Annotated in this window: 19 protein-coding genes, 7 tRNA genes and 1 riboswitch; of the genes, 21 read left to right on the top strand and 5 right to left on the bottom strand. The window is 44.4% G+C overall.

Annotated features, from left to right (window positions below):
* Positions 1 to 40 precede the first annotated feature (40 nt).
* Together NQ489_RS14830 and NQ489_RS14825 are read right to left on the bottom strand one after the other, a co-directional pair.
* Positions 41 to 244 carry an excisionase gene (locus tag NQ489_RS14830; RefSeq protein WP_002322216.1) on the bottom strand — a complete coding sequence of 68 codons (204 nt, stop codon included), beginning with the start codon at positions 242 to 244 and terminating at the stop codon, positions 41 to 43.
* Positions 244 to 1,254, bottom strand: coding sequence for a replication initiation factor domain-containing protein (locus NQ489_RS14825; RefSeq protein WP_021652272.1), 1,011 nt, complete (start codon positions 1,252 to 1,254; stop codon positions 244 to 246). The genes NQ489_RS14830 and NQ489_RS14825 overlap by 1 nt, the downstream gene beginning before the upstream one ends.
* 616 nt (positions 1,255 to 1,870) lie before the next feature.
* Here NQ489_RS14825 and NQ489_RS14820 point away from each other — a divergent pair.
* The 14 genes from NQ489_RS14820 (at position 1,871) to NQ489_RS14755 (ending at position 16,661) form a co-directional block, all read left to right on the top strand.
* Positions 1,871 to 2,473 carry a helix-turn-helix domain-containing protein gene (locus tag NQ489_RS14820; protein ID WP_131082433.1) on the top strand — a complete coding sequence of 201 codons (603 nt, stop codon included), beginning with the start codon at positions 1,871 to 1,873 and terminating at the stop codon, positions 2,471 to 2,473.
* A gap of 310 nt (positions 2,474 to 2,783) precedes the next feature.
* Complete coding sequence (locus NQ489_RS14815) at positions 2,784 to 3,263, top strand: MGMT family protein (RefSeq protein ID WP_002322212.1); 480 nt, start codon at positions 2,784 to 2,786, stop codon at positions 3,261 to 3,263.
* Positions 3,264 to 3,570: 307 nt separating this feature from the next.
* The gene (gene dfrF / locus NQ489_RS14810) at positions 3,571 to 4,065 is read left to right on the top strand and encodes a trimethoprim-resistant dihydrofolate reductase DfrF (RefSeq protein ID WP_002322211.1); all 495 of its coding nucleotides are present in this window, start codon (positions 3,571 to 3,573) and stop codon (positions 4,063 to 4,065) included.
* Positions 4,066 to 4,633: 568 nt separating this feature from the next.
* The gene (pckA, locus tag NQ489_RS14805) at positions 4,634 to 6,238 is read left to right on the top strand and encodes a phosphoenolpyruvate carboxykinase (ATP) (protein ID WP_021650283.1); all 1,605 of its coding nucleotides are present in this window, start codon (positions 4,634 to 4,636) and stop codon (positions 6,236 to 6,238) included.
* Positions 6,239 to 6,534: 296 nt separating this feature from the next.
* Positions 6,535 to 6,715, top strand: a riboswitch (NiCo riboswitch).
* 200 nt (positions 6,716 to 6,915) lie between these two features.
* Positions 6,916 to 7,845 carry a cation diffusion facilitator family transporter gene (locus NQ489_RS14800; protein ID WP_021650285.1) on the top strand — a complete coding sequence of 310 codons (930 nt, stop codon included), beginning with the start codon at positions 6,916 to 6,918 and terminating at the stop codon, positions 7,843 to 7,845.
* Between the two features lie 305 nt (positions 7,846 to 8,150).
* Positions 8,151 to 8,342: a hypothetical protein gene (locus NQ489_RS14795; protein WP_021650287.1), complete on the top strand. Its 192-nt coding sequence runs from the start codon at positions 8,151 to 8,153 to the stop codon at positions 8,340 to 8,342.
* A gap of 112 nt (positions 8,343 to 8,454) precedes the next feature.
* Positions 8,455 to 8,787, top strand: coding sequence for a rhodanese-like domain-containing protein (locus NQ489_RS14790; RefSeq protein WP_021650288.1), 333 nt, complete (start codon positions 8,455 to 8,457; stop codon positions 8,785 to 8,787).
* 126 nt (positions 8,788 to 8,913) lie between these two features.
* On the top strand, positions 8,914 to 9,456 hold the full coding sequence (gene yfcE, locus NQ489_RS14785; protein WP_022426532.1) for a phosphodiesterase: 543 nt from the start codon (positions 8,914 to 8,916) through the stop codon (positions 9,454 to 9,456).
* A complete protein-coding gene (locus tag NQ489_RS14780; RefSeq protein ID WP_021650290.1) occupies positions 9,453 to 10,610 on the top strand; it encodes a THUMP domain-containing class I SAM-dependent RNA methyltransferase in 1,158 nt (385 codons plus the stop codon). Before yfcE ends, NQ489_RS14780 begins: the two co-directional genes overlap by 4 nt.
* Positions 10,607 to 11,191, top strand: a complete 585-nt coding sequence (locus NQ489_RS14775; RefSeq protein ID WP_021650291.1) for an XTP/dITP diphosphatase — start codon at positions 10,607 to 10,609, stop codon at positions 11,189 to 11,191. Before NQ489_RS14780 ends, NQ489_RS14775 begins: the two co-directional genes overlap by 4 nt.
* Positions 11,188 to 11,667 (top strand): metallophosphoesterase family protein, encoded by a 480-nt coding sequence (locus tag NQ489_RS14770; RefSeq protein ID WP_021650292.1) that lies wholly within the window; start codon positions 11,188 to 11,190, stop codon positions 11,665 to 11,667. The genes NQ489_RS14775 and NQ489_RS14770 overlap by 4 nt, the downstream gene beginning before the upstream one ends.
* A gap of 238 nt (positions 11,668 to 11,905) precedes the next feature.
* A complete protein-coding gene (locus tag NQ489_RS14765; protein WP_021650293.1) occupies positions 11,906 to 12,487 on the top strand; it encodes a hypothetical protein in 582 nt (193 codons plus the stop codon).
* On the top strand, positions 12,484 to 14,115 hold the full coding sequence (locus tag NQ489_RS14760) for a GH3 family domain-containing protein (RefSeq protein WP_044960575.1): 1,632 nt from the start codon (positions 12,484 to 12,486) through the stop codon (positions 14,113 to 14,115). The genes NQ489_RS14765 and NQ489_RS14760 overlap by 4 nt, the downstream gene beginning before the upstream one ends.
* Positions 14,116 to 14,117: 2 nt before the next feature.
* On the top strand, positions 14,118 to 16,661 hold the full coding sequence (locus NQ489_RS14755) for an HD domain-containing phosphohydrolase (protein ID WP_044960578.1): 2,544 nt from the start codon (positions 14,118 to 14,120) through the stop codon (positions 16,659 to 16,661).
* 68 nt (positions 16,662 to 16,729) lie between these two features.
* Here NQ489_RS14755 and NQ489_RS14750 read toward each other — a convergent pair whose 3' ends face one another.
* Positions 16,730 to 17,503 (bottom strand): hypothetical protein, encoded by a 774-nt coding sequence (locus tag NQ489_RS14750; RefSeq protein WP_015526012.1) that lies wholly within the window; start codon positions 17,501 to 17,503, stop codon positions 16,730 to 16,732.
* A 262-nt stretch (positions 17,504 to 17,765) separates the two neighbouring features.
* Here NQ489_RS14750 and NQ489_RS14745 point away from each other — a divergent pair.
* The 7 genes from NQ489_RS14745 (at position 17,766) to NQ489_RS14715 (ending at position 18,421) form a co-directional block, all read left to right on the top strand.
* Positions 17,766 to 17,840 (top strand) — tRNA-Pro (locus tag NQ489_RS14745).
* 27 nt (positions 17,841 to 17,867) lie between these two features.
* Positions 17,868 to 17,938: transfer RNA gene (locus NQ489_RS14740), tRNA-Gly, on the top strand.
* Between the two features lie 18 nt (positions 17,939 to 17,956).
* Positions 17,957 to 18,030, top strand: a tRNA-Arg gene (locus NQ489_RS14735).
* A 5-nt stretch (positions 18,031 to 18,035) separates the two neighbouring features.
* A tRNA-His gene (locus tag NQ489_RS14730) sits at positions 18,036 to 18,109 on the top strand.
* A gap of 10 nt (positions 18,110 to 18,119) precedes the next feature.
* A tRNA-Gln gene (locus NQ489_RS14725) sits at positions 18,120 to 18,191 on the top strand.
* A 10-nt stretch (positions 18,192 to 18,201) separates the two neighbouring features.
* Positions 18,202 to 18,274, top strand: a tRNA-Lys gene (locus NQ489_RS14720).
* A gap of 67 nt (positions 18,275 to 18,341) precedes the next feature.
* Positions 18,342 to 18,421: transfer RNA gene (locus NQ489_RS14715), tRNA-Leu, on the top strand.
* 131 nt (positions 18,422 to 18,552) lie between these two features.
* On the opposite strand, the gene NQ489_RS14710 is transcribed toward NQ489_RS14715, so the two are convergent.
* Both NQ489_RS14710 and NQ489_RS14705 read right to left on the bottom strand, forming a co-directional pair.
* The gene (locus NQ489_RS14710) at positions 18,553 to 19,599 is read right to left on the bottom strand and encodes a transglutaminase domain-containing protein (protein WP_021650296.1); all 1,047 of its coding nucleotides are present in this window, start codon (positions 19,597 to 19,599) and stop codon (positions 18,553 to 18,555) included.
* A 147-nt stretch (positions 19,600 to 19,746) separates the two neighbouring features.
* Positions 19,747 to 21,633: an ABC transporter ATP-binding protein gene (locus tag NQ489_RS14705; protein WP_084449116.1), complete on the bottom strand. Its 1,887-nt coding sequence runs from the start codon at positions 21,631 to 21,633 to the stop codon at positions 19,747 to 19,749.
* Positions 21,634 to 21,637 lie beyond the last annotated feature (4 nt).

Here is a 21,637-nt window from a genome sequence, read left to right as displayed (position 1 = left end):
TGACTTGTGTTCATCATAACACATACAAGGCTCATTTGCATTAGATTGCGTCCAATTTGTCAATGACCTGTTCAAACTGTCGGCGTTTAATCTGTATGCGGTTGCCATTCATAATGAGCCAGCCAGCGTCCTTGTTTTCCTCTGCCAATCGTCTTAACTTGTTTTCTCCGATACGGAAATACTTTGACGCTTCTTCAATGGTAAGGGTGTATTTTTTCCATACAGGAATATCGTTGTTATTCATCAGATACCCCCTTTCCCATGTTTCGTGTCATACTGGATATAGGGGATAAGGTCGGTGCGGTCTATCCTCTGTAAGTGGGCGGTTAGTTTACTGGAAAGGGAATTGCTGTATCTTGCTTTATCAAGCATAGTTCCCACTTTTTCCAATCCACCTAATGCGTCATGTTCTTCTAAAAAGTAAAAACTTTTGACAGCGGAAATCACGCCACCCTCTGTGAGCCATTGCTGTGTTTCTTCAAGAGAATTATGTAGTTTCGGTACTTGCAGTTTTAAGACTTTCACAGCCCCTAAAAAGCGTTCCCAAAACCGACACGTTTTCCATCTGCTCTTATTACTTTCATTTCTGTTTGGCACGACAAAGCGTAGGTTGCTTGCCAGCAGTCCGAAAGCCAGTTCCCCAAGTTCCAGCGGTCTGTCTTTGAATGTCATGGCAAAAGCATGAGCCTTATCATCACGTAGTTGCATTTCTGTCCGTTTCCAACTGCCGACTTCATCAAGTGTCTTATTATGTTTTGAACAGACTTCCTTATCTTTATCATAAAAGCGGTAGGACAATCCTGATTTACCAGCACCGATATAAACGGTCTTTGCGGTGTCGAAATCATCAAACTTGCTTTCGTCAAAGTGGTAGCCCTCACTATTCGAGATAAATTCCTCTTTTTTGCATTTCTTCTTTATCTGCTCTATGGTAAAGAATGGCTTTTCGTTCTTATCATCAATGGCAATATCCAGTCTTGTGAAATGGAAATTATCCAGTCCGTATCTTCGCTCACAGCGTCGGAACATATCCCCAAAAGTATAATTCCTACTGTCGAGAATACGGAAAATATCATCACAACCTCTGCCAGTCATAACAAGATAACAGCCTAGCCCCTGTGGGTTGTCCTCTGTCTTTCTTGCGTCCCCCGATACATAAATATCTCCAATCTGCCAGCGTGCTTGATAGGTTTTGTATTTAACGCTTGCCGGATAGACATTGAAAAGGTCAGTCGGTAAACCTAAAATGTGCATGATGACATCTTCTGCGGTTGCAGTATCAAATACAATACTGATGTAATCAATCTTAACGGATAAATTTTTGTGTGTAGTTATAGTGCATTACTCCTTTCGTACTTCCCGTTTTTTTGCGGGGTAAAAATCGTGTTTTGTCCTTTATTTATCACAGTTTCTAGGTACTATGACATGTATGCGCAGGGCGGTGTTACATATACGCCCTTTACGAACGCCTAAAGGCGTTCCCTTTCTTCCTGTGTCTGCCCCGTTCTTAACGCTCACGAGCCTTGTAAGGCTCGTGGCTAAACGGAACAGCCCCAGTCAGAAACCTTATTTTCGGTCTGATAGTCCATGCTTATTCATGCTATCAAAGTGAAAATATATATTTTATATGCTTACTCAAGCGTGTGATTGACCCTAGCGTGCTTAATCACTCTGTCTAATACGATAATAACTCCATTAGAATTACTTGTCAAGAAGTTTTTGTTGACTTTTAGATATAGATTAAGTATGATATGCTTATAAATACCAAGAAAAGCAACGAAAGGAGCGGTTATACTAAGTTATGGAGCATTATGAAAAGAAAATCAGTTTCTTAGGAGAAAACATACAGACCATAAGAAAACACAGAGGAATGAAACAACAGGAACTTGCGGACAAAATCGGTATCAATATGCAGAGCCTTTCCAAGATTGAACGTGGCGTGAATTATCCTACCTTTGATACGTTAGAGAAGATAATGGACGTGCTGGGTGTAACGCCCAATGAATTATTGTCGGGAGAATGGAAGTATATTGACCACACCGAGCCCTATATCATGGATATTATCAAACGGGAACAAGACTTCAATGTTTCCTTAGATTACCTGTCTGAAAATGAATTTTTCGATGATGAAAAAGAATGCACATTTTACAAGGCATATAAACTCATACAGTATATCCATAACTACATTACCAATGAGGTTACGGAGTTGGAAGAACTTATGGAAATCAAGCAGTTGATACAGCGTCAAAAACTGGAACGCATGATAAAAGTGCATAAGGAAATGCGAGGGTTAGACCGATACAGAGAACAGCCCAAAGAGTATAAATACCATGACCCTTATGATGATTGGATATTTCGTCAGCTTGCGGATATAGACAACAGAAACAACATTCCCGACACTTCTCCACAAGTAGACTTCAATGAAGCAGACTATGAAGATTATCTAAAGGCGAAATGGAACAGAGGTCTTTAATTTCCTCTTGCATGGAAGATACAGCAAACAAAAAGCCCAGTAAAGAGTGCAAAGCACCACCAATGGTGGCAAGGCTCTTGACAGGGCTTTTTCTTTTCTGTTGTGGGGTAATCAAGAGGAAGAAAGAAAAAGTGTGCATTTTTGTTCCATAAATGCTAAGGGTATGCTGATTTTTATTGTGGCGGATATATGGAACTGTTATAATATGGATATGAAGAAAGCGACAAATTTGAAAGTGTTAATAATTTTCAAACAGCCTCATTGCATGGAAATAAGAAACAGACTATCCTTAAAGTAGGAGGTGGCACAAATGGCAAATGAAGATAAAAAAGATTTTAATGCTATGTTGCATGATAGTAAGGATATGCCAAAATTTCAAATTATCATAGACCAGAAAAGTATTGAGAAATATGGTGGAAACAAAATGTATTTTGCTCCCCCGATTGACTATGACAAAGTAATGAAAAAAGTTCCGTATGGTAAAGTGATTACGGTTGGAAAAATACGAGAACACTTTGCAAAATTGAGTGGTGCAGATTTTACAGAGCCGATTACAGCGGGTATATTTGTTTCTATTGTAGCGTGGGCGAGTTATCAGCGTTCCGAAGATGAAACACCCTATTGGAGAACATTAAAAGCAAACGGAGAATTAAATGCTAAATATCCAAATGGTATTGAAGCACAGAAAGAAAAATTAGAAGCAGAGGGACATACCATTATTCAAAAGGGGCGTAAAAATATACGATACTATGTAAAGGACTATGAAAATTCTCTTTTTGATTTGAAATAGGCAAATTCTATTTCACAATTTCATATCTCTATACACAAAGCAGTTAGTCTTAGGATTGACTGCTTTTTTCATACCTAAATTTCAGATTGGAGTGATGAAATGGTGTTTGTTAGAGCTGTTCACTAAGATTATCGGTGCATAAAATTTTATTGTGGTGCAGATATGAAAATGATATAATGTGGATATGAAGAAACGGACAAACTAGAATTTGTCGAGCTGGTTAGTTCGAGATAATTTTGAGTTTGTTAAGATGTGGTGCACTTGATGGAATCACAGGTACGACATCATATTATGGAGGATGAAATAGATGATAGGTTTGATTGTTGCGAGGTCAAAGAATAATGTTATAGGCAAGAATGGTAATATACCATGGAAAATAAAGGGAGAACAAAAGCAATTTAGAGAGTTAACAACGGGTAATGTGGTTATTATGGGGCGAAAGTCTTATGAAGAAATCGGTCATCCGTTGCCTAATAGAATGAATATTGTTGTTTCCACCACAACAGAGTATCAAGGAGATAATTTAGTTTCAGTTAAATCATTAGAAGATGCATTATTATTGGCTAAAGGACGAGATGTATACATATCTGGTGGATATGGACTATTTAAGGAAGCTTTGCAAATAGTAGATAAAATGTATATCACAGAAGTAGATTTAAATATTGAAGATGGAGATACATTCTTTCCAGAATTTGATATCAATGATTTTGAAGTTTTGATAGGGGAAACACTTGGTGAGGAAGTGAAATATACGAGAACATTTTATGTAAGGAAAAATGAATTGAGTAGATTTTGGATTTAGGGTGTTTTCATAAATATATTGCTTTTTATGCATATATAAATTGTTGTAAGACAAATCCCAGTTTGACAATTTCATATCCATACACACAAAGCAGTTAGTCTTAGGATTGACTGCTTTTTAAAAAGACACCATTTAGGTGTAATGATGTCTTTTGGGTGTTATTTTATAGGTCATATCAAGGCTCATTCAATCGTGGTAAATTCGTGGTAAAATGAGTTTTTTCTATACTTCAAAATACTTGAAAGTATAGTGTTTATGCGGATAATCGAAAATTAGATATAAAATTTAAAAATAAATATATATAATAACTATAATCAGATATATTGTAGCCATTATTCTGAAAAAGTCAAGTATAGATGGAGTAAAATCTGACAGTACCAAAACGTCACTGTTAAAGATTTATCATTTTTTTGCGGAAAATGAATTTTTTTGGTTGCTTTTACGTACAATTTATGTATAATTGTGGATAGGGATGTTGGAATGACCAATTCCTATGGCAGGATGACAAAAACCTGCAGCAGTAGGTGGCTATCATAATTACTATTAAAGAAGAGAGGTAAATGTTAAGATGGCAAAAATCGATTTAACAAAGTATGGTATTACCGGAACAACTGAGATCGTGTACAATCCTTCCTACGAGACATTATTTGAGGAAGAGACCAAACCGGAGCTTGAAGGATTTGAGAAGGGTCAGGTCAGTGAGCTTGGTGCTGTCAATGTAATGACAGGTATCTACACAGGACGTTCCCCTAAAGACAAATATATCGTTATGGATGAGAACTCCAAGGACACAGTTTGGTGGACATCCGATGAGTACAAGAACGATAACCATCCGGCAACTCAGGAAGCATGGAATGCAGTTAAAGATCTTGCCAAGAAGGAGCTTTCCAACAAGAAACTTTTCGTAGTAGATGCATTCTGCGGAGCTAACAAAGACACACGTATGGCTATCCGTTTCATCGTTGAGGTTGCATGGCAGGCACACTTCGTAACAAACATGTTCATTCAGCCGACAGCTGAGGAGCTTGAGAACTTTGAGCCGGATTTCGTTGTTTACAACGCATCCAAGGCTAAAGTTGAGAACTACAAAGAATTAGGACTTAACTCTGAGACAGCTGTAATGTTCAACATTACAAGCCGTGAGCAGGTTATCGTTAATACATGGTACGGCGGAGAGATGAAGAAAGGTATGTTCTCCATGATGAACTACTATCTGCCGCTTAAGGGCATCGCTTCCATGCACTGCTCTGCAAACACAGACCTTAACGGAGAGAACACAGCAATCTTCTTCGGTCTTTCCGGAACAGGTAAGACAACACTTTCCACAGATCCTAAGCGTCTTCTGATCGGTGATGACGAGCATGGCTGGGATGACAACGGAGTATTCAACTTCGAGGGTGGATGCTACGCTAAGGTTATCAACCTTGACAAAGAGTCTGAGCCGGATATCTACAATGCGATCAAGAGAAACGCTCTTCTTGAGAACGTAACACTTGATGCTGAGGGCAAGATCGACTTCGCTGACAAGAGCGTAACAGAGAACACACGTGTTTCTTATCCGATCGACCACATCGAGAACATTGTTCGCCCTGTATCTTCTGCACCGGCAGCGAAAGAGGTTATCTTCCTGTCCGCAGATGCATTCGGCGTACTTCCTCCAGTATCTATCCTGACACCGGAGCAGACACAGTACTACTTCCTTTCCGGATTCACAGCTAAACTTGCTGGTACAGAGCGTGGAATCACAGAGCCTACTCCTACATTCTCCGCATGCTTCGGACAGGCATTCCTTGAGCTTCATCCGACAAAATATGCTGAGGAGCTCGTTAAGAGAATGGAGAAGAGCGGTGCGAAAGCATACCTCGTTAACACAGGATGGAATGGAACTGGAAAACGTATCTCCATCAAAGATACTCGTGGTATCATCGATGCTATCCTTGACGGATCTATCCTTAAAGCTCCGACAAAGAAGATCCCATTCTTCAACTTCGAGGTTCCGACAGAGCTTCCGGGCGTAGATCCTGCAATCCTTGACCCACGTGACACATATGCAGATGCTGCAGAGTGGGAGACAAAGGCTAAAGATCTTGCTGCAAGATTCGTTAAGAACTTTGCTAAATATGAAGGAAATGCAGCTGGTAAAGCACTCGTTGCAGCCGGCCCGCAGGCATAATCAGTCATTCCAACTGAATACAGATCGTAGACTTAACCGGGAGCGGATTTATCCGCTCCCGGTTTTTTGACAAACAACTGAGGATCTATTATTTGATATAGAACTGTGCAGTGCGAAGCATGTTTCCGGACATGGAATAAACAGAAAGTTGAAGATATCTACCTGTAAAATAAAAAACTTTGGCTTGACTAACAGAGGGCACATGGTGTATCCTTTCTGAGAAGTTAAGCGGGAGACCCGTAAGACTGTAAAAATTCTCTTTGCACTGCATTACATTCGAACAGGATGCGAGATCAACAGTACAAACTGAGCAGGCGATGCTTTTCGGAATCGAAAATATTTATCGAAGGCATGGGGCCGGGCCGCAGGAAGCGGCAGCGGATATGGATTTAAACGTAATTGCAAAGAACCTGCATTCACGGAATATGAGGTGAAGCAGAATGTGACTTTGCTTTCAGACATATCTGCGGGACAGTGTATGTTTCGCAGGTATGTCTTTTTTACTGCAAAATATGGATGGAACAGAAGGTAGAAGCTGGGATATCCCTATACAGAAAAGAAAGAACACCGGCGGAAAATCGCACTGCAGCGAGTAGTGAAGGAACCGCCGGTTTTTTCACGGAAAATGTTGTGCCATAAGAAGAACCTGATCATATATTTAAAAGGAGATTCTGTTTATGGAACACACAGAAAACAAAACAATTATACATGATACAGAAAAAACAGCTTCATGGGAACAGCAGACAGCAATGAAGGTATCCGGGATCAGTATTCTGGTAAATCTTTTATTATCTGTATTTAAACTGATCGCAGGTATTGTGGCACATTCAGGAGCGATGATCTCGGATGCCATTCATTCTGCATCAGATGTGGGAAGCACCTTCATCGTAATTATCGGTGTCCGTCTTTCTACAAAGAAATCAGACAAAGAGCACCAGTACGGACATGAAAGAATGGAGTGTGTTTCTTCCATTGTCCTTGCAGGAATGCTGCTTGTCACTGGTCTCGGGATCGGAATTACCGGTGCCCGTGATATCGTAAAAAGCACATCCGGTGGAACCATTGCCATTCCGGGAACACTTGCACTGATTGCAGCAGTGGTATCCATTGTGGTAAAAGAGTGGATGTTCTGGTATACAAGAGGTGCAGCAAAGAAGATCAATTCAGGAGCCCTGATGGCAGATGCATGGCACCATCGTTCAGATGCACTTTCCTCTATCGGAGCGTTTGTCGGCATCTTCGGTGCAAGACTGGGATACCCGATCCTGGACCCGATCGCCAGTATCGTGATCTGTGTTATGATCGCCAAGGCATCGATCGACATTTTCAGGGATGCCATTGACAAGATGGTAGATCATTCCTGTGATGCAAAAACTGAGGAATCCATGAAGAGAGAGATCCTCAAGGTACCGGGCGTCAGAAGAGTAGACCTTCTTAAAACCCGTCTTTTCGGATCCAAGATGTATGTGGATATCGAGATCGCAGCAGATGGAAATATTTCCCTTTTTGATGCACATGATATTGCGGAAAATGTACATCATACGATCGAGAATAAATTCAAAGATGTAAAGCACTGTATGGTGCATGTAAATCCGATCAACGGATAAAAAAACAAGCTGCCGGAGCAACTGTGATCGTCATCCGGCGGCTTGTTTTTGTATAGAGAAACACCCGGTAGGGGAGCTACCGGGTGTTTCGAGGGGAGTATAAATAATTAAATAAGGGGTTATGTAAAAAAAATTTTTGAAGGGTAAATTCTTTTTACAAGAATGATTATAATATAAACTGGAAAAAAAAGCAATATGATTTTGGCGAATAATCTCCAAACTTTTTGGGATACTATTTCCTGTAATAAAAAGCGGCAGAAAGCTTCGGAAAGCCGTAAAATCAACTTCATCAGGAGGTAATTCAAATGGCGAAAAATTACGAAACAGACAGAAATGAGTCTAATTATGCAGGAAAAAATCACGGGGAAAGTGCTTCCAGAAACTGCGGAAAAAACAGCTCTAAGAACAGTTCGGGAAATTCTTCCAGGAACAGTTCCAAAAGCAGCTACGGAAACAAAATTTCCGATGAATATGATTCTGAGAAGGACAGATATTAAAGGATAAGAAAAGCGGGAAAAGTCAGAGATGGCTTTTCCCGCTTAAATACATATAAGGGAACATTCACCCGGAAGCTTCCATATAATATACCAAAAAGAGGAGATTTTTTCCATGTTTCAGATCGAAACTATCTCTGCAAAAATGCTGGATTATTATGTGGAGCGCAGCGACGCTGTTATCATAGATCTCCGGGATCCTGCCGCCTACAGAAGGGGACATGTCCGGAACGCGGTAAATATTCCATACAGAGAGCTGGAGGAATATCTTGAGAAAAAACAGGATCAGAAATATCTTTTTCCCAAAGATAAGCTGCTGATATTTTACTGCGACCGCGGCGGCGCCAGCATGCAGGCTGCCCGGAGCCTGGCAAGACAGGGCTGTCGTACCAGGTCCGTGATCGGTGGATTTGCAGCCTACAGAGGGAGAAATCTTGTGCGCGGATAAAAAAAGCGGATGATATCAAAATAGATTGCGAATGCATATCTGTAACAAATCTTGTATTTTAAAGGAAATCATGATAATGTAAAGAACAGAGATAAAAACCAATACAAATTACAAGGAGAAAAGCTTATGAAATATATGTTTGCGTCCGATGTACATGGTTCGGCATATTACTGCCGGAAAATGCTGGAAGCATATGACAAGGAGAAGGCGGAGAGACTGGTGCTTCTGGGAGATCTGCTTTATCACGGACCAAGAAATGACCTTCCGAAGGAATACGCACCAAAGGAAGTCATCCGCCTTTTAAATGAGAGAAAAAACCAGATCTATGCAGTACGCGGAAACTGTGAGGCAGAGGTGGATCAGATGGTCCTGGACTTCCCGGTTATGGCAGATTACTGTATCCTTGCCATCGAAGGAAAAACGATGTACGCCACACACGGTCATATCTATAATAAGGATAATCTTCCGCCGATGATGGACGGAGACATTCTGATCCACGGCCATACACATGTGCTGAAGGCAGAAAATATGGGGAATTATATCCTTCTGAACCCAGGTTCCGTATCCATTCCAAAGGAAGGTAACCCGCCGACCTATGCGATCCTTGAGAACGGAATTTTTACCATTAAAGATTTTGAAGGAAATACAGTACGGGAGATCACTTTATGAATCTGTGGGAATTAACGGCGCCCTGTCATTTTGGAACAGAGGCGGTGCTGAAGCGTGAAATACTGGATCTTGGCTATGAAGTGACCAGGGTGGAAGACGGAAGAGTAACCTTTGAGGCTGATGCCCAGGGTGTGGCAGACGCCAATCTGTTCCTTCGTACCACAGAACGTGTGCTTCTGAAAGTAGGCGAAGTAAAGGCCGAGACTTTTGATGAGCTTTTTGAAAAGACCAAGGCTCTCCCATGGGAGAATTACATACCGAAAAATGGTAAATTCTGGGTAGCCAAGGCAAATTCCATCAAAAGTAAGCTTTTTAGTCCATCTGATATCCAGTCCATTATGAAAAAAGCCATTGTAGAGCGTCTCAAAGGCATCTACGGGATTTCCTGGTTTCCGGAAGACGGTCCGGAATTTCCTATCCGTGTGGCCTTTATGAAAGACGTAGCGCTGATCGGAATCGACACTTCAGGAGTATCCCTCCATAAGAGAGGGTATCGCCAGATGACTGTCAAGGCACCTATCACCGAGACGCTTGCCAGCGCTCTTTTGATGCTCACCCCCTGGAAAAAGGATCGTATTCTTGTCGATCCGTTCTGCGGAAGCGGCACCTTTCCTATTGAGGCGGCAATGATGGCAGCGGATATGGCGCCGGGGCTGAACCGTCATTTTCTGGCCGAGAGCTGGGAGCATCTGATCCCGAAGGAATGCTGGGAGGATGCAAGAGAAGAAGCCAGAGAACGTGTAAATCTTGATATTGAAACCGATATCCAGGGCTTTGATATCGATGCAGCTGCCATCAAGGCAGCACGCGCCAACGCAAAAATGGCAGGAGTGGACAGACTGATCCATTTCCAGCAGCGCCCGGTCAGTGAACTCCGCCATTCCAAACCCTTTGGTTTTATTGTGACAAATCCGCCATATGGTGAGCGAATCGAAGAAAAATCCAATCTCCCTGCACTGTACCGTGAGATCGGTGAAAGCTATAAGGGGCTGGATCGCTGGTCCATGTATCTGATCACTGCCTATGACAAGGCAGAGAATGACATCGGCCGAAAGGCAGATAAAAACCGTAAGATCTATAACGGAATGATGAAAACCTATTATTACCAGTTTCTTGGACCACGTCCGCCGAAGAAAGGAAGTATTAAAGAATGAAAAAGATCATTTTTGCTACCGGAAATGAGGATAAAATGAAGGAGATCCGAAGGATACTTGCGGATCCTTCTCTGGAGATCCTTTCCCTGAAGGATGCCGGGATCCATGCGGATATTGATGAAAATGGAAAAAGCTTTGAAGAAAATGCCGTGATCAAGGCAGAAGCAATCAGTAAAATGACTGGCGAGATCGTTCTGGCAGATGATTCCGGTCTGGAGATCGACTATCTGAACAAAGAGCCGGGAATCTATTCCGCACGCTATATGGGTGAGGATACTTCTTATCATATTAAAAACGCAAACCTGATCCAGCGTCTGGAAGGTGTACCTGATGAGAAACGTACTGCACGTTTTGTATGTGCTATTGCGGCAGCTTTCCCGGATGGCAGAAGAAAGACAGTCCGTGCTGCCATGGAAGGCCGCATCGGCTACGAGGAAAAAGGGGAGAATGGCTTTGGCTATGACCCGATCTTTTATCTTCCGGAATATGGCTGTACTTCCGCAGAGCTTTCCATGGAAGAAAAGAACAGGATCAGCCATCGTGGAAAAGCTCTTTGCCTTATAAAGGAAGAGCTTGTATGAAGGTGCTGATCGTAAGCGATACTCACGGAAGAGATGAAAACCTGGAGATCGCGATAAATCGGGAGGCTCCTTTTGACATGCTGGTACATTGCGGAGATGTGGAAGGCAGAGAATTTTATATCGAAGCCCTTGCAGAATGTCCCTGCAGTATTGTGTCCGGAAATAATGATTTTTTCTCGGATCTTCCGAGAGAAGATGTGATCGAGGTCGAGGGAAATAAGATCCTGGTAACTCACGGTCATTACTACGGTGTATCCATGGCCTTTGATCAGCTGGCAGAAGCTGCCCGCTCAAGGGGATGCAATGCGGCTTTTTTCGGACATATCCACGTACCGGTTGTTGAAAAGGAAGCAGGTGTGCTTCTGGTAAATCCCGGAAGTCTGGCTTATCCCAGACAACGGGGACGCCGTCCAAGCTATGCAGTAATGGAGACAGATGGAAAGGGCGAAATGCACGTAGAGATCCGTTACCTCTGATTCCGGCAGAAAAAACAAATAAACTGTCATAATTGATAAAATTTGTGCCAATATTCAGCATATATTAGTCAAAAACGATTGCGAAAGTCAGCTATGTGCTATATAATGAACAAGTAGTTGTTTTCCAGTAATATAGAGCATTCTTTAGGGTACTGACCATGAATGGGTCTCGTTCCTGAGAATGCAGCAGAGCGGAATGAGAAGGTCCGCTTTACATAAATGAAGGGGGAAAATACGCATGACTGCGGTTATTATAGGGAGTATCGGCTTTTTATGCTGCTTCCTGTATGATCATAACAGTATCCGATTGAAAAAAAGCTTTCTTCATCCGTTTTTTAGCATAGGATGTTTCCTGATCGCAGTGTCAACAGGTCTGGTGATCCGGAGCTACTGGCCGCGGCGGGGAAGTTCTTTTTTTATTTCTGCTGTTTTTCTGACAGCAGCGATCCTGTTTCTGGGACTGTTGATCTATACATTGTTTTTTGCGCTGCCCTTTGATGAGACATATGTCAAAGAAAATCATGAAAGGCTGGCCTATACAGAGGGTGTTTATGCACTCTGCCGACATCCTGGCGTTCTGTGGTTCGCCGGATTTTATTTTTGCCTGGCCGGATTTCTGGGATCCGGGAAGGCAATGGGGGCTTTTGGGGTCCTTATTGTGTGGAACATATTGTACATTTTTTACCAGGACAGGATCGTGTTTCCGGAAACATTCAGTAATTACGGAGCGTATCAGCAGACAACTCCCTTTCTGATCCCAGACCGAAACAGTACAGCTGCCTGCATAAAAACATGGCGAAAAGGGGGGAAAAGGCGGTGAGTCTTGGCGAAAAGCTTCGAAAACAGCAGTATGATGCTATCTGGAAAGAATATTGCGGATTTCTTGATCTGACAATGCAGGATTACATGAAGATCCAGAATCGTCTGATGGAAGAGCAGATCCAGCTCTGGTCAGACTGTGAACTGGGCAAAAGCATTCTGAAGGGCAGGAGGCCATCCGGGATCGACGAGTTCCGTCGGCTGGTACCTCTTACCACTTATGAGGATTATGCCGACATGCTTTTGAAGAAGAGAAGCGAAACACTTCCGGGTAATCCGATCATCTGGATACAGACGACCTGGGAAGGCGGGCGCCATCCGATAAAAGTAGCACCATACACGAGAAGTATGCTGGATACCTACAGGAACAATGTAGTTGCCTGCCTCATATTGGCTACAAGCCACGAAAAGGGCAAATTTGATGTGGAGGAAACGGACAAGATCCTTTACGGACTGGCACCGCTGCCTTTTGCTACCGGTCTTTTTCCGCTGGCGCTGAAAGAGGATATCGACATCCGTTTTCTTCCGGAAGTGGAAGATGCGGTAAATATGAGCTTTGGTGAGCGGAACAAAGAGGGATTCAAGATGGCCATGAAACAGGACGTGGAATTTTTCTTCGGACTTGGAAGTGTGGCCTATGCAGTAAGCCAGAGCCTCACTGGAAGCGTATCATCAGGAAAGAGCAAAACATCCTTTTCGGAACTTCTGCAGTATAAACCAAAGATGCTGAAAAGGATCCTGAATGCCAAAAAGATTTGTGAGAAGGAGAAACGGGGGCTTCTTCCGAAAGATCTCTTTCACCTGAAGGGATTTATGGTGGCAGGAACCGACAACCAGTGCTATAAGGATGATCTGGAGGAAATGTGGGGAGTTCGGCCCATGGAGCTTTTTGCAGGAACGGAACCTTCCATTATAGGAACCGAGACCTGGACCAGGAACGGAATGTACTTTTTCCCGGATACCTGCTTTTATGAATTTATCACCGAAAAGGATATGCTTCATAATTATGAGGATCCCACGTTCACTCCTCCGACCTATCTTATGGATGAGGTTGTTCCCGGGGAGAAATATGAGCTTGTGATCACTGTGTTGAAGGGCGGAGCCTTTGCCAGGTACCGTGTGGGAGATATGTATCGGTGCGTGGGTCTTACCAACCAGGAGGATCGGACACAGATCCCAAGATTTGAGTACATAGACCGTGTTCCGTGGATCATTGATATCGCAGGCTTTACCAGGATTTCGGAAAATGGTATCAAAAGTGTGATCCAGCTGTCCGGGCAGCCGGTTACGGATTGGATCGCAGTGAAAGAATATAATGAGAAAAAACGCCCATATCTGCATCTTTATATAGAAGTAAAAAAAGAAGCGCTGATGTATCAGGCTATGAGCACGGATATTCTGAAAGAACTTCTGACCACGTATTTCAAATATATCGATCAGGATTACCGGGATCTGAAGAAAATCCTGGGAATGGATCCCCTTGTGGTGACCATCCTGCGCTGTGGTACCTTTCATCTGTATGAGTCCAGAAAAGGACGGAAACCACGGCATATGAGCACTCCTTATTATGAGGTGGCGGAACTTTTGAGACTGCAGGATGAGATTGGATCCGGGAATATGAGGAAGTAACTATGGAAAGCTATGTATCATTTTCAATCATTTCAGTTTTTTTCTATACATTTATGATACTGACTCTTCTGGCTGGTAAGCGCAGCCGGATCATCAACAGTTTCATGTGTGTGCTGGGAGGAATGCTCTGCTGGACGCTGGGCTCTTTTCTGATGCGTATGGAGGCAGGACCCTCTTACATCCTGTGGTATTATGTGTCTCTGGCCGGAATCCTGTTTCTGCCATATTTTTACTATGTGTTCATCAGTGAATTCATGGGAGTGCGTATGGGCAGAAAAAGCAAGATCCCATTGTTTTTGATGATGCTGCTTTTTGCGATCAATATCCCGGGCGGGATCATCCTGCGCTGGCCGGATCTGATCCGTAAAAACGGTGGTGCGCATTTTGTTTATAAGATCACACCCTGGTTCCTTCTGTTCTTTGTGGTGGCAGGGATCACCATTATCCAGATCTTTATCACCATGTACCGCGGATGCCGGAGACATCCCGGATACCGCAAACAGATCGAACCGATCCTTGTGGGGATACTGATCATTTTTGTGGGAAACCTTGCGCTGGCAGTGCCGGCATTTTCCGGATTCCCCATCGATATTGTCAGCGGCCTGATCAATGCTGTCCTGATGCTTTATGCACTGACCAGAAGACGGCTGTTCCAGATGCGCCGTCTTGCGTCAGATGGGGTTTGCTTTGGTGTGGGCGTGGTCCTGACGGTAGTACTGTTTATCAATCTTTCACCGTACCTGATGAGCTATATCCGAATGCTGCTCCCTGCAGCCAGTGAGTATCATGTGCTGATCTTTTCTTTTGTTTTTCTCATATCTGCATGGCTGGTCACCGTGCTGTGGAAATGTCTGATGAACAATGTTTTTATCAAAAAAGAGATCCAGCAGTCTCAGGAGCTGAAAGATTTCAGCCAGTCGGTTTCCAGGACACTCCGGGTAGGAGAGATCCTGCGCAATACGGTAAATGTGCTGAAGGAAACTACCAATGCAGGACGGATCTATATTTGTCTGAAGGACAAAAAATCAGGGGAATATCAGGCAGTTTACAGTGACCGTCCATTAAATGATCTGGCCTTTTCACTGAAAGCAGATAATCCGGTGGTCACCTGGCTTACCAGAAATGAGGACTGTGTGGTGATCCGGGATTTTCGTTCCTCCACAGCCTACAAATCCATGTGGGAGTCGGAAAAACATATGTTTTCGGAGCTGGGTATTGAATACTGTGCTGGTCTTCGCCAGAATGATGATCTGGCCGGGATCATTGCGATTTCCGGTGACGGACACAGAAATCTGAACCATAATGATCTGGCCATGCTGTCTTCGGTCAGTTCGGTAGCTTCCATTGCCATCAAAAATGCCAGACTTTATGAGGCGGCATGGACAGAGGCAAGGACCGATGAACTGACAGGCCTTCTGAACCGGAAATATTTTTATGAGATCCTGGATGAGGAATACGAAAAAAATAAAGATGGTTCGCTTGCACTGATCCTGTTCAATATCGATGATTTCAAGTTGTACAATCAGCTGTACGGAAATCAGCAGGGAGATGTTGCACTCCGAAAGGTGGCAGATATCATCCAGGCAAGTGTGGGAGAACGGGGATATGTGGCACGGCATAGTGCCAAGGAATTTGCGGTCCTGATGCCAAATTACGATATTTTTTCCGCCAGAAATCTGGCAGAATCCATACAGAAGCAGATCCTGCATATGCGCAACGATTCTGCAGACTACAAGCTGAAGATCCTTACGGTAAGCGTGGGGATCAGTGCGGCGCCTTATGCGGCACGCTCAGCAAAGGAGCTCTTGGATAATGCGGACCTGGCAGTATATCATGTAAAGCGCAGCGGTAAAAACGGCATCGAGATTTTTGACACCATGCTGAAGGAAAGCCTGGATGAAGAAAATGCGGGTAAGAAATCCGATCATGAACATATTTATCAGTCCTATGAATCCACGATCTATGCGTTGACTGCAGCCATTGATACCAAAGATCATTATACCTTCGGACATTCCAACAATGTGGCTTATTACGCAACAAGTCTTGCGAAGGCGCTGAACTATACAACGGAAATGGTGGAGATCATCCGTCAGGCGGCGCTTCTTCATGATGTTGGAAAGATCGGGATCCCGGAGCATATCCTGAACAAGGAAGGCAAGCTTACGGATGAAGAGTATGAGATCATGAAAGGTCATGTGGAGGCGTCCATCGGGATCATCCGTCACCTTCCGTCGCTGGATTATGTTATCCCTGCGGTTATCGGTCATCACGAACGTTATGACGGAAACGGCTATCCAAGGAGGATCGCGGGAGAAGATATCCCGGCATCTGCAAGGATCCTCTGCATCGCAGATTCCTTTGATGCCATGACATCCAAACGTTGTTATAAGGAACTGATGCCAGTGGAAAAAGCTCTTCGGATCATAAGAGAAGAGGAAGGAAAACAGTTCGATCCGGATATGGCGGAGGTATTTATCCACATATTTCGGGAAGGAAAGATCCATCTGGCAGAACCGGCGGAGCTGAAACGGGAAGAAAAAGCATAAAGAATATGAAGATTACGGGTCTGACAAGCTATGTCAGCCCCGTTTTTGTGAAGAATATGAAGAAAGCTTTATTTATCATCTCCAGTAAGGCGAAGTACATCCCGGATCTCATCCACATTCATATCCAGGATCACGGCAAGCTCATCAATGGTGAATTTGGTGGCGTCATCATCGTCTGTGAGTTCTTTAACCGCAGCCTCCAGGTTTTCTACCTTGGATACCAGATAGTCGTCACGGAATTTCTGTTGTGTCTGTTCCTCAATGGCATGAAGGATCCCACTGCGGATACGACCACGCATCCAGGTGTCGTTTTTCTCCTGTGGGGCAGTTTCTTTGAGAGACGCCAGAAGGGCCAGATTTGCCTCCTGAATGAGATCGGCCAGGTGGATTTCCTCACAGTTCAGTTCAGCGGCCATCTGGGCTGCCTGAGCCATGTAGAACTGTGTCAGTGCACCTTCGGCAGCAGTGTCACCCTTTGCAAAGGCATGAAAGAGGGACGCAAGATCATCCGGATCAAGTCCTTCCGGGGAAAAGCTTTCCATATAGTCACTGAGATAAGCCTGTTCTTCGGCAGTAAGAGCAGCACGGGTACCCGGAAGCTCGTCCTTGTCGCTGGATTCGGATGAAACAGCATCTGCTCTGGCAGCGCCGGCAGCTTCATCGGCGCCTTCGATGGTGATCCCCTTTAATTTGAGATACTGCAGGATCTTTACAAGCTGTGAAGTGCTCAGATCCGATTCATCGAAATGATCACGGATCTGCTGCTGGGAGAGCTGCTTATTGTTTTCCTCAGCGATGGCACAGATGTCATTAAGCTTCTGCTGAAATAATTTTATATCCATGTAAAAACATCTCCTTATTATTTGCTTTTTTTCTTGACTTTAATTATGGTTTCATGATACCATAAGCCAGTCGCAAATGACAAGAAAACCTTTAAATAGGCGGAAAAAACGTGAAAAAAAGTTTTTTTAAAAAAATTCAAAAAAGGTGTTGACATTTGTAGATTGCTATAATATAATATCACTTGTCGTCAGGCAGGAAACGAAAACGAAACACAAACGAAGACGACAACAACTTAATAAAAACCATAAGTAAATGGTACATCGGGGTGTGGCTCAGCTTGGCTAGAGCGCCTGGTTTGGGACCAGGAGGCCGCAGGTTCGAATCCTGTCACCCCGACTGCTGTAAACTTATTACCGCAAGCATGCGGGTGTAGTTCAATGGTAGAACACCAGCCTTCCAAGCTGGATACGTGGGTTCGATTCCCATCACCCGCTTCTCTGAGAAGAGAGCATGTGTCTGTAGCTCAGCTGGATAGAGCAACGGCCTTCTAAGCCGTGGGTCGGGGGTTCGAATCCCTTCAGGCACGTTGTGGTGGGTATAGCGCAGTTGGTTAGCGCGCCAGATTGTGGCTCTGGAGGCCCAGGGTTCGAATCCCTGTATCCACCCTTCGCCCATTGGGCTATCGCCAAGCGGTAAGGCACAGCACTTTGACTGCTGCATTCGCTGGTTCGAATCCAGCTAGCCCAGTCCTTTTTATGGGGTATTAGCTCAGTCGGTAGAGCACTTGACTTTTAATCAAGTTGTCCGGGGTTCGAATCCCCGATGCCTCATTAGCGGAAAGCATTTGCTTTCCGTTATTTTTTTATCATCAGACAGGATGAAAATATAATTGAATATGCGGATATGGCGGAATTGGCAGACGCGCTGGTTTTAGGTACCAGTGGGCAACCGTGCAGGTTCAAGTCCTGTTATCCGCAGTGCTTAAGAGGCTTTCTATAAATCTGATTTATGGAAAGTCTTTTAATTTTTAGAATTATATTCACAGAAAAATGCCACATATGCATAATGATATGTGGCATTTTGACTCTATCGAATTTCTTAAATGACGTTACAGTTTCTCCCCTTCATTCACTTCCTCAATAAACACCTTCCCTTCCGCCTGCTGTTCCGCAAAATGAAATCGCAGTACAGCCTGAGGCCAGTTGAGTGTGATGATGGCTTTTTTGTCCCGTGTCTTTCCTGCGGCCTGGATCTGATCTACAAGGTCTGCGAGGACTTCGCGGGTGAGATATCCGCCTCGCCAGTGGAAGGTGAATTCGCGGCCTTTTTTTGCGGCCTGGAGGGCACGTTTGTATACGTCTTCCAATTTGGTGAAGGACAGCTTTTTCTCACGGTAATAAAAGTGGTTTCCATCCGGGCAGGGAGGTGCCGGAGCGATCAGTGGTTCATGGTCACGGAAGATGTTTTTGTCATCCAGATTAAAATAATCGTAACGGATACTGGTTAAGCCGCCTTCGTTTTTGCCCAGAGTATTATCGAAGGTGGCATCCAGATGATAGTACTGTCCGTTGATCCGGATGATGTTCCAGGTATGACGGTATTTGATCCCTTTTTCCGGATTGTTCCCGCAGATGGCGATAATACACCATACACCAAGGGCATCACAGAGGACCTTTACGGATTTGGCGATTCCCTCGCAGACACCGACACCATGGCCCAGAGGCCCGATGATCTCGTGGGAATATGGCTTTTTCAGTTTGTCGTAGCGGATATTTTCGCAGATGAAGTCATGGACATATTTTTCCTTATCCCACTCGGAAAACTTCATGGCGGTGCGCACAAGCTTGTCTACGCGGGCTCCCAGGGCTTTCTGATGCTCCCGGATTTTATTTTTGTCGAAGATATATTCAGGGATCAGTATCAGATTTGGCGAGTCCTTGTAATAACGGTATTTAAATCCCACAGCCCAGAAAATCTCCGGGTGATCCAGACGAAGCTGGAAAAATACATCATAGAGCCAGTTTCCATCGGTGGTTGGTACCTGCGGGATCAGGAACTCGTCGGAAAGCTCCATAAGCCCGTGAAGCATTGCACGGTACACGTTTTGTTTATCTTTCGGCATTCTGCCGTAGTAATATTCTTCAGTTTGTTTCATATATAAAAATACGGAGACTCCTTTCCGGAAAAATAGATTTCAATCAAAGATTATAGCATAAAAAAACATGCAGGACTATCAGAAAAGATACACCCTGCATGTTTTTGGTATTGAATATTTTAGATCGAAAATAACTGTGAGCCTGGATCAGCCGTTATACAGCTGATAATACCGGCCCTTCTGTGCAAGCAGCTCCTCGTGGGAACCACGCTCGATGATGTGTCCCTGCTCCAGGACCATGATGCAGTCACTGTTGCGTACTGTGGAAAGTCTGTGGGCAATCACAAAGGTCGTCCTGCCTTCCATCAGCTTATCCATACCATCCTGTACAAGCTTTTCGGTACGGGTATCAATGGAGCTGGTGGCCTCGTCCAGGATCAGGACGGGTGGGTCTGCAACGGCTGCACGGGCAATGGAGAGAAGCTGTCGCTGGCCCTGACTTAAGTTTGCGCCGTTTCCGCGGAGAAGGGTATTATAACCCTGCGGAAGCCTGCGGATGAAACCGTCGGCGTTGGCAAGCTTTGCTGCTGCGATAACCTCCTCATCTGTGGCATCCAGCTTTCCGTAGCGGATATTTTCCATAACGGTTGCTGTGAACAGGTTGGTATCCTGAAGAACGATGCCCATGGAGCGTCTGAGATCATCTTTTTTGATCTTGGTGATGTTGATGCCGTCATAACGGATCTTACCCTTCTGAATGTCGTAAAAACGGTTCAGAAGATTGGTGATGGTGGTTTTTCCGGCGCCGGTAGAGCCTACAAAAGCGATCTTCTGGCCTGGCTGTGCATACATGTTGATGTCATGGAGAACGATCTTGTTGGAATTATAACCAAAGTCTACATCCTCCAGGACCATATCACCCTTCAGCTCGATATAATCAGTGGTACCCTCAGCTTTGTGGAAATGCTTCCATGCCCAGCGGCCGGTACGTTTGTCGGATTCGGTAAGAACACCGTTTTCCTCTTTTGCATTGACGAGAGTAACGTAGCCTTCATCCACTTCCGGCTTTTCATCCAGAAGATCAAAGATACGTTTTGCACCTGCAAGAGCCATAACAATACTGTTGAACTGCTGGCTGACCTGGTTGATAGGCATGTTGAAGCTCTTATTGAAGGTCAGGAAGCTGGCAAGCCCGCCAAGTGTGAAGCTGCCGATGCCGTTGATAGCAAGGATACCGCCCACCATGGCGCAGATCACATAGCTGACATTTCCAAGCTGTGCGACCACAGGCATCAGGATGTTGGCAAAACGGTTTGCATTGTCTGCGCTGGTGAAAAGCTGGTCGTTCAGTTCGTCGAATTTCCGGATGCTTTCGTCCTCATGGCAGAAGACCTTGACAACCTTCTGACCCTCCATCATCTCTTCGATATAACCATTGACAATACCAAGGTTGGTCTGCTGCTCCAGGAAATATTTTCCGCTTAAGCCCGCAAGCTTCCGGCTGGCAGTCATCATAATGGCAACCATAAGCAGGGTAACTACAGTAAGCGGAACATTCAGGATCAGCATACTTACAAGAACACTGACGATGGTGATCACACTGGAAAGCAGCTGAGGAAAGCTCTGGCTGATCATCTGGCGCAGGGTATCAATGTCGTTGGTGTAGATGGACATGATATCGCCGTGTGCGTGAGTGTCAAAATATTTGATGGGAAGCGTTTCCATCGTTGCAAACATATCGTTTCGGAGGTTACGTAAGGTTCCCTGGGAAACATTGATCATGATACGGTTATAAGTATAGGTGGCAATAACACCAATGGCGTAAAAGCATGCCACACGTGCGATGGCTGCAGCCAGAGGCCCGAAATCCGGTGTATCTGCTGAGAGAAGCGGTGTGATATACTGGTCGATCAGGGTTTTCATGAACATGGTTCCCTGTACATTGGCAAGAACACTGACAAAAATGCAGATCACCACGATCACGATATGGATACGGTAGTTTTTTAAGATATAACGGGCAAGGCGTCCCAGAAGCTTTCCTGGCTGCTCCGGTGTTCCCATACCCCTTGGGCCAGTACCGCCCGGGCCTTTCATGTTC

The sequence above is a fragment of the Blautia sp. KLE_1732_HM_1032 genome (genome assembly GCF_025147905.1).
Classification (GTDB): domain Bacteria; phylum Bacillota; class Clostridia; order Lachnospirales; family Lachnospiraceae; genus Blautia_A; species Blautia_A fusiformis.
The sequence above is the reverse complement of the archived record's forward strand: the minus strand, read 5'-3'. Positions and strand labels throughout refer to the sequence as shown.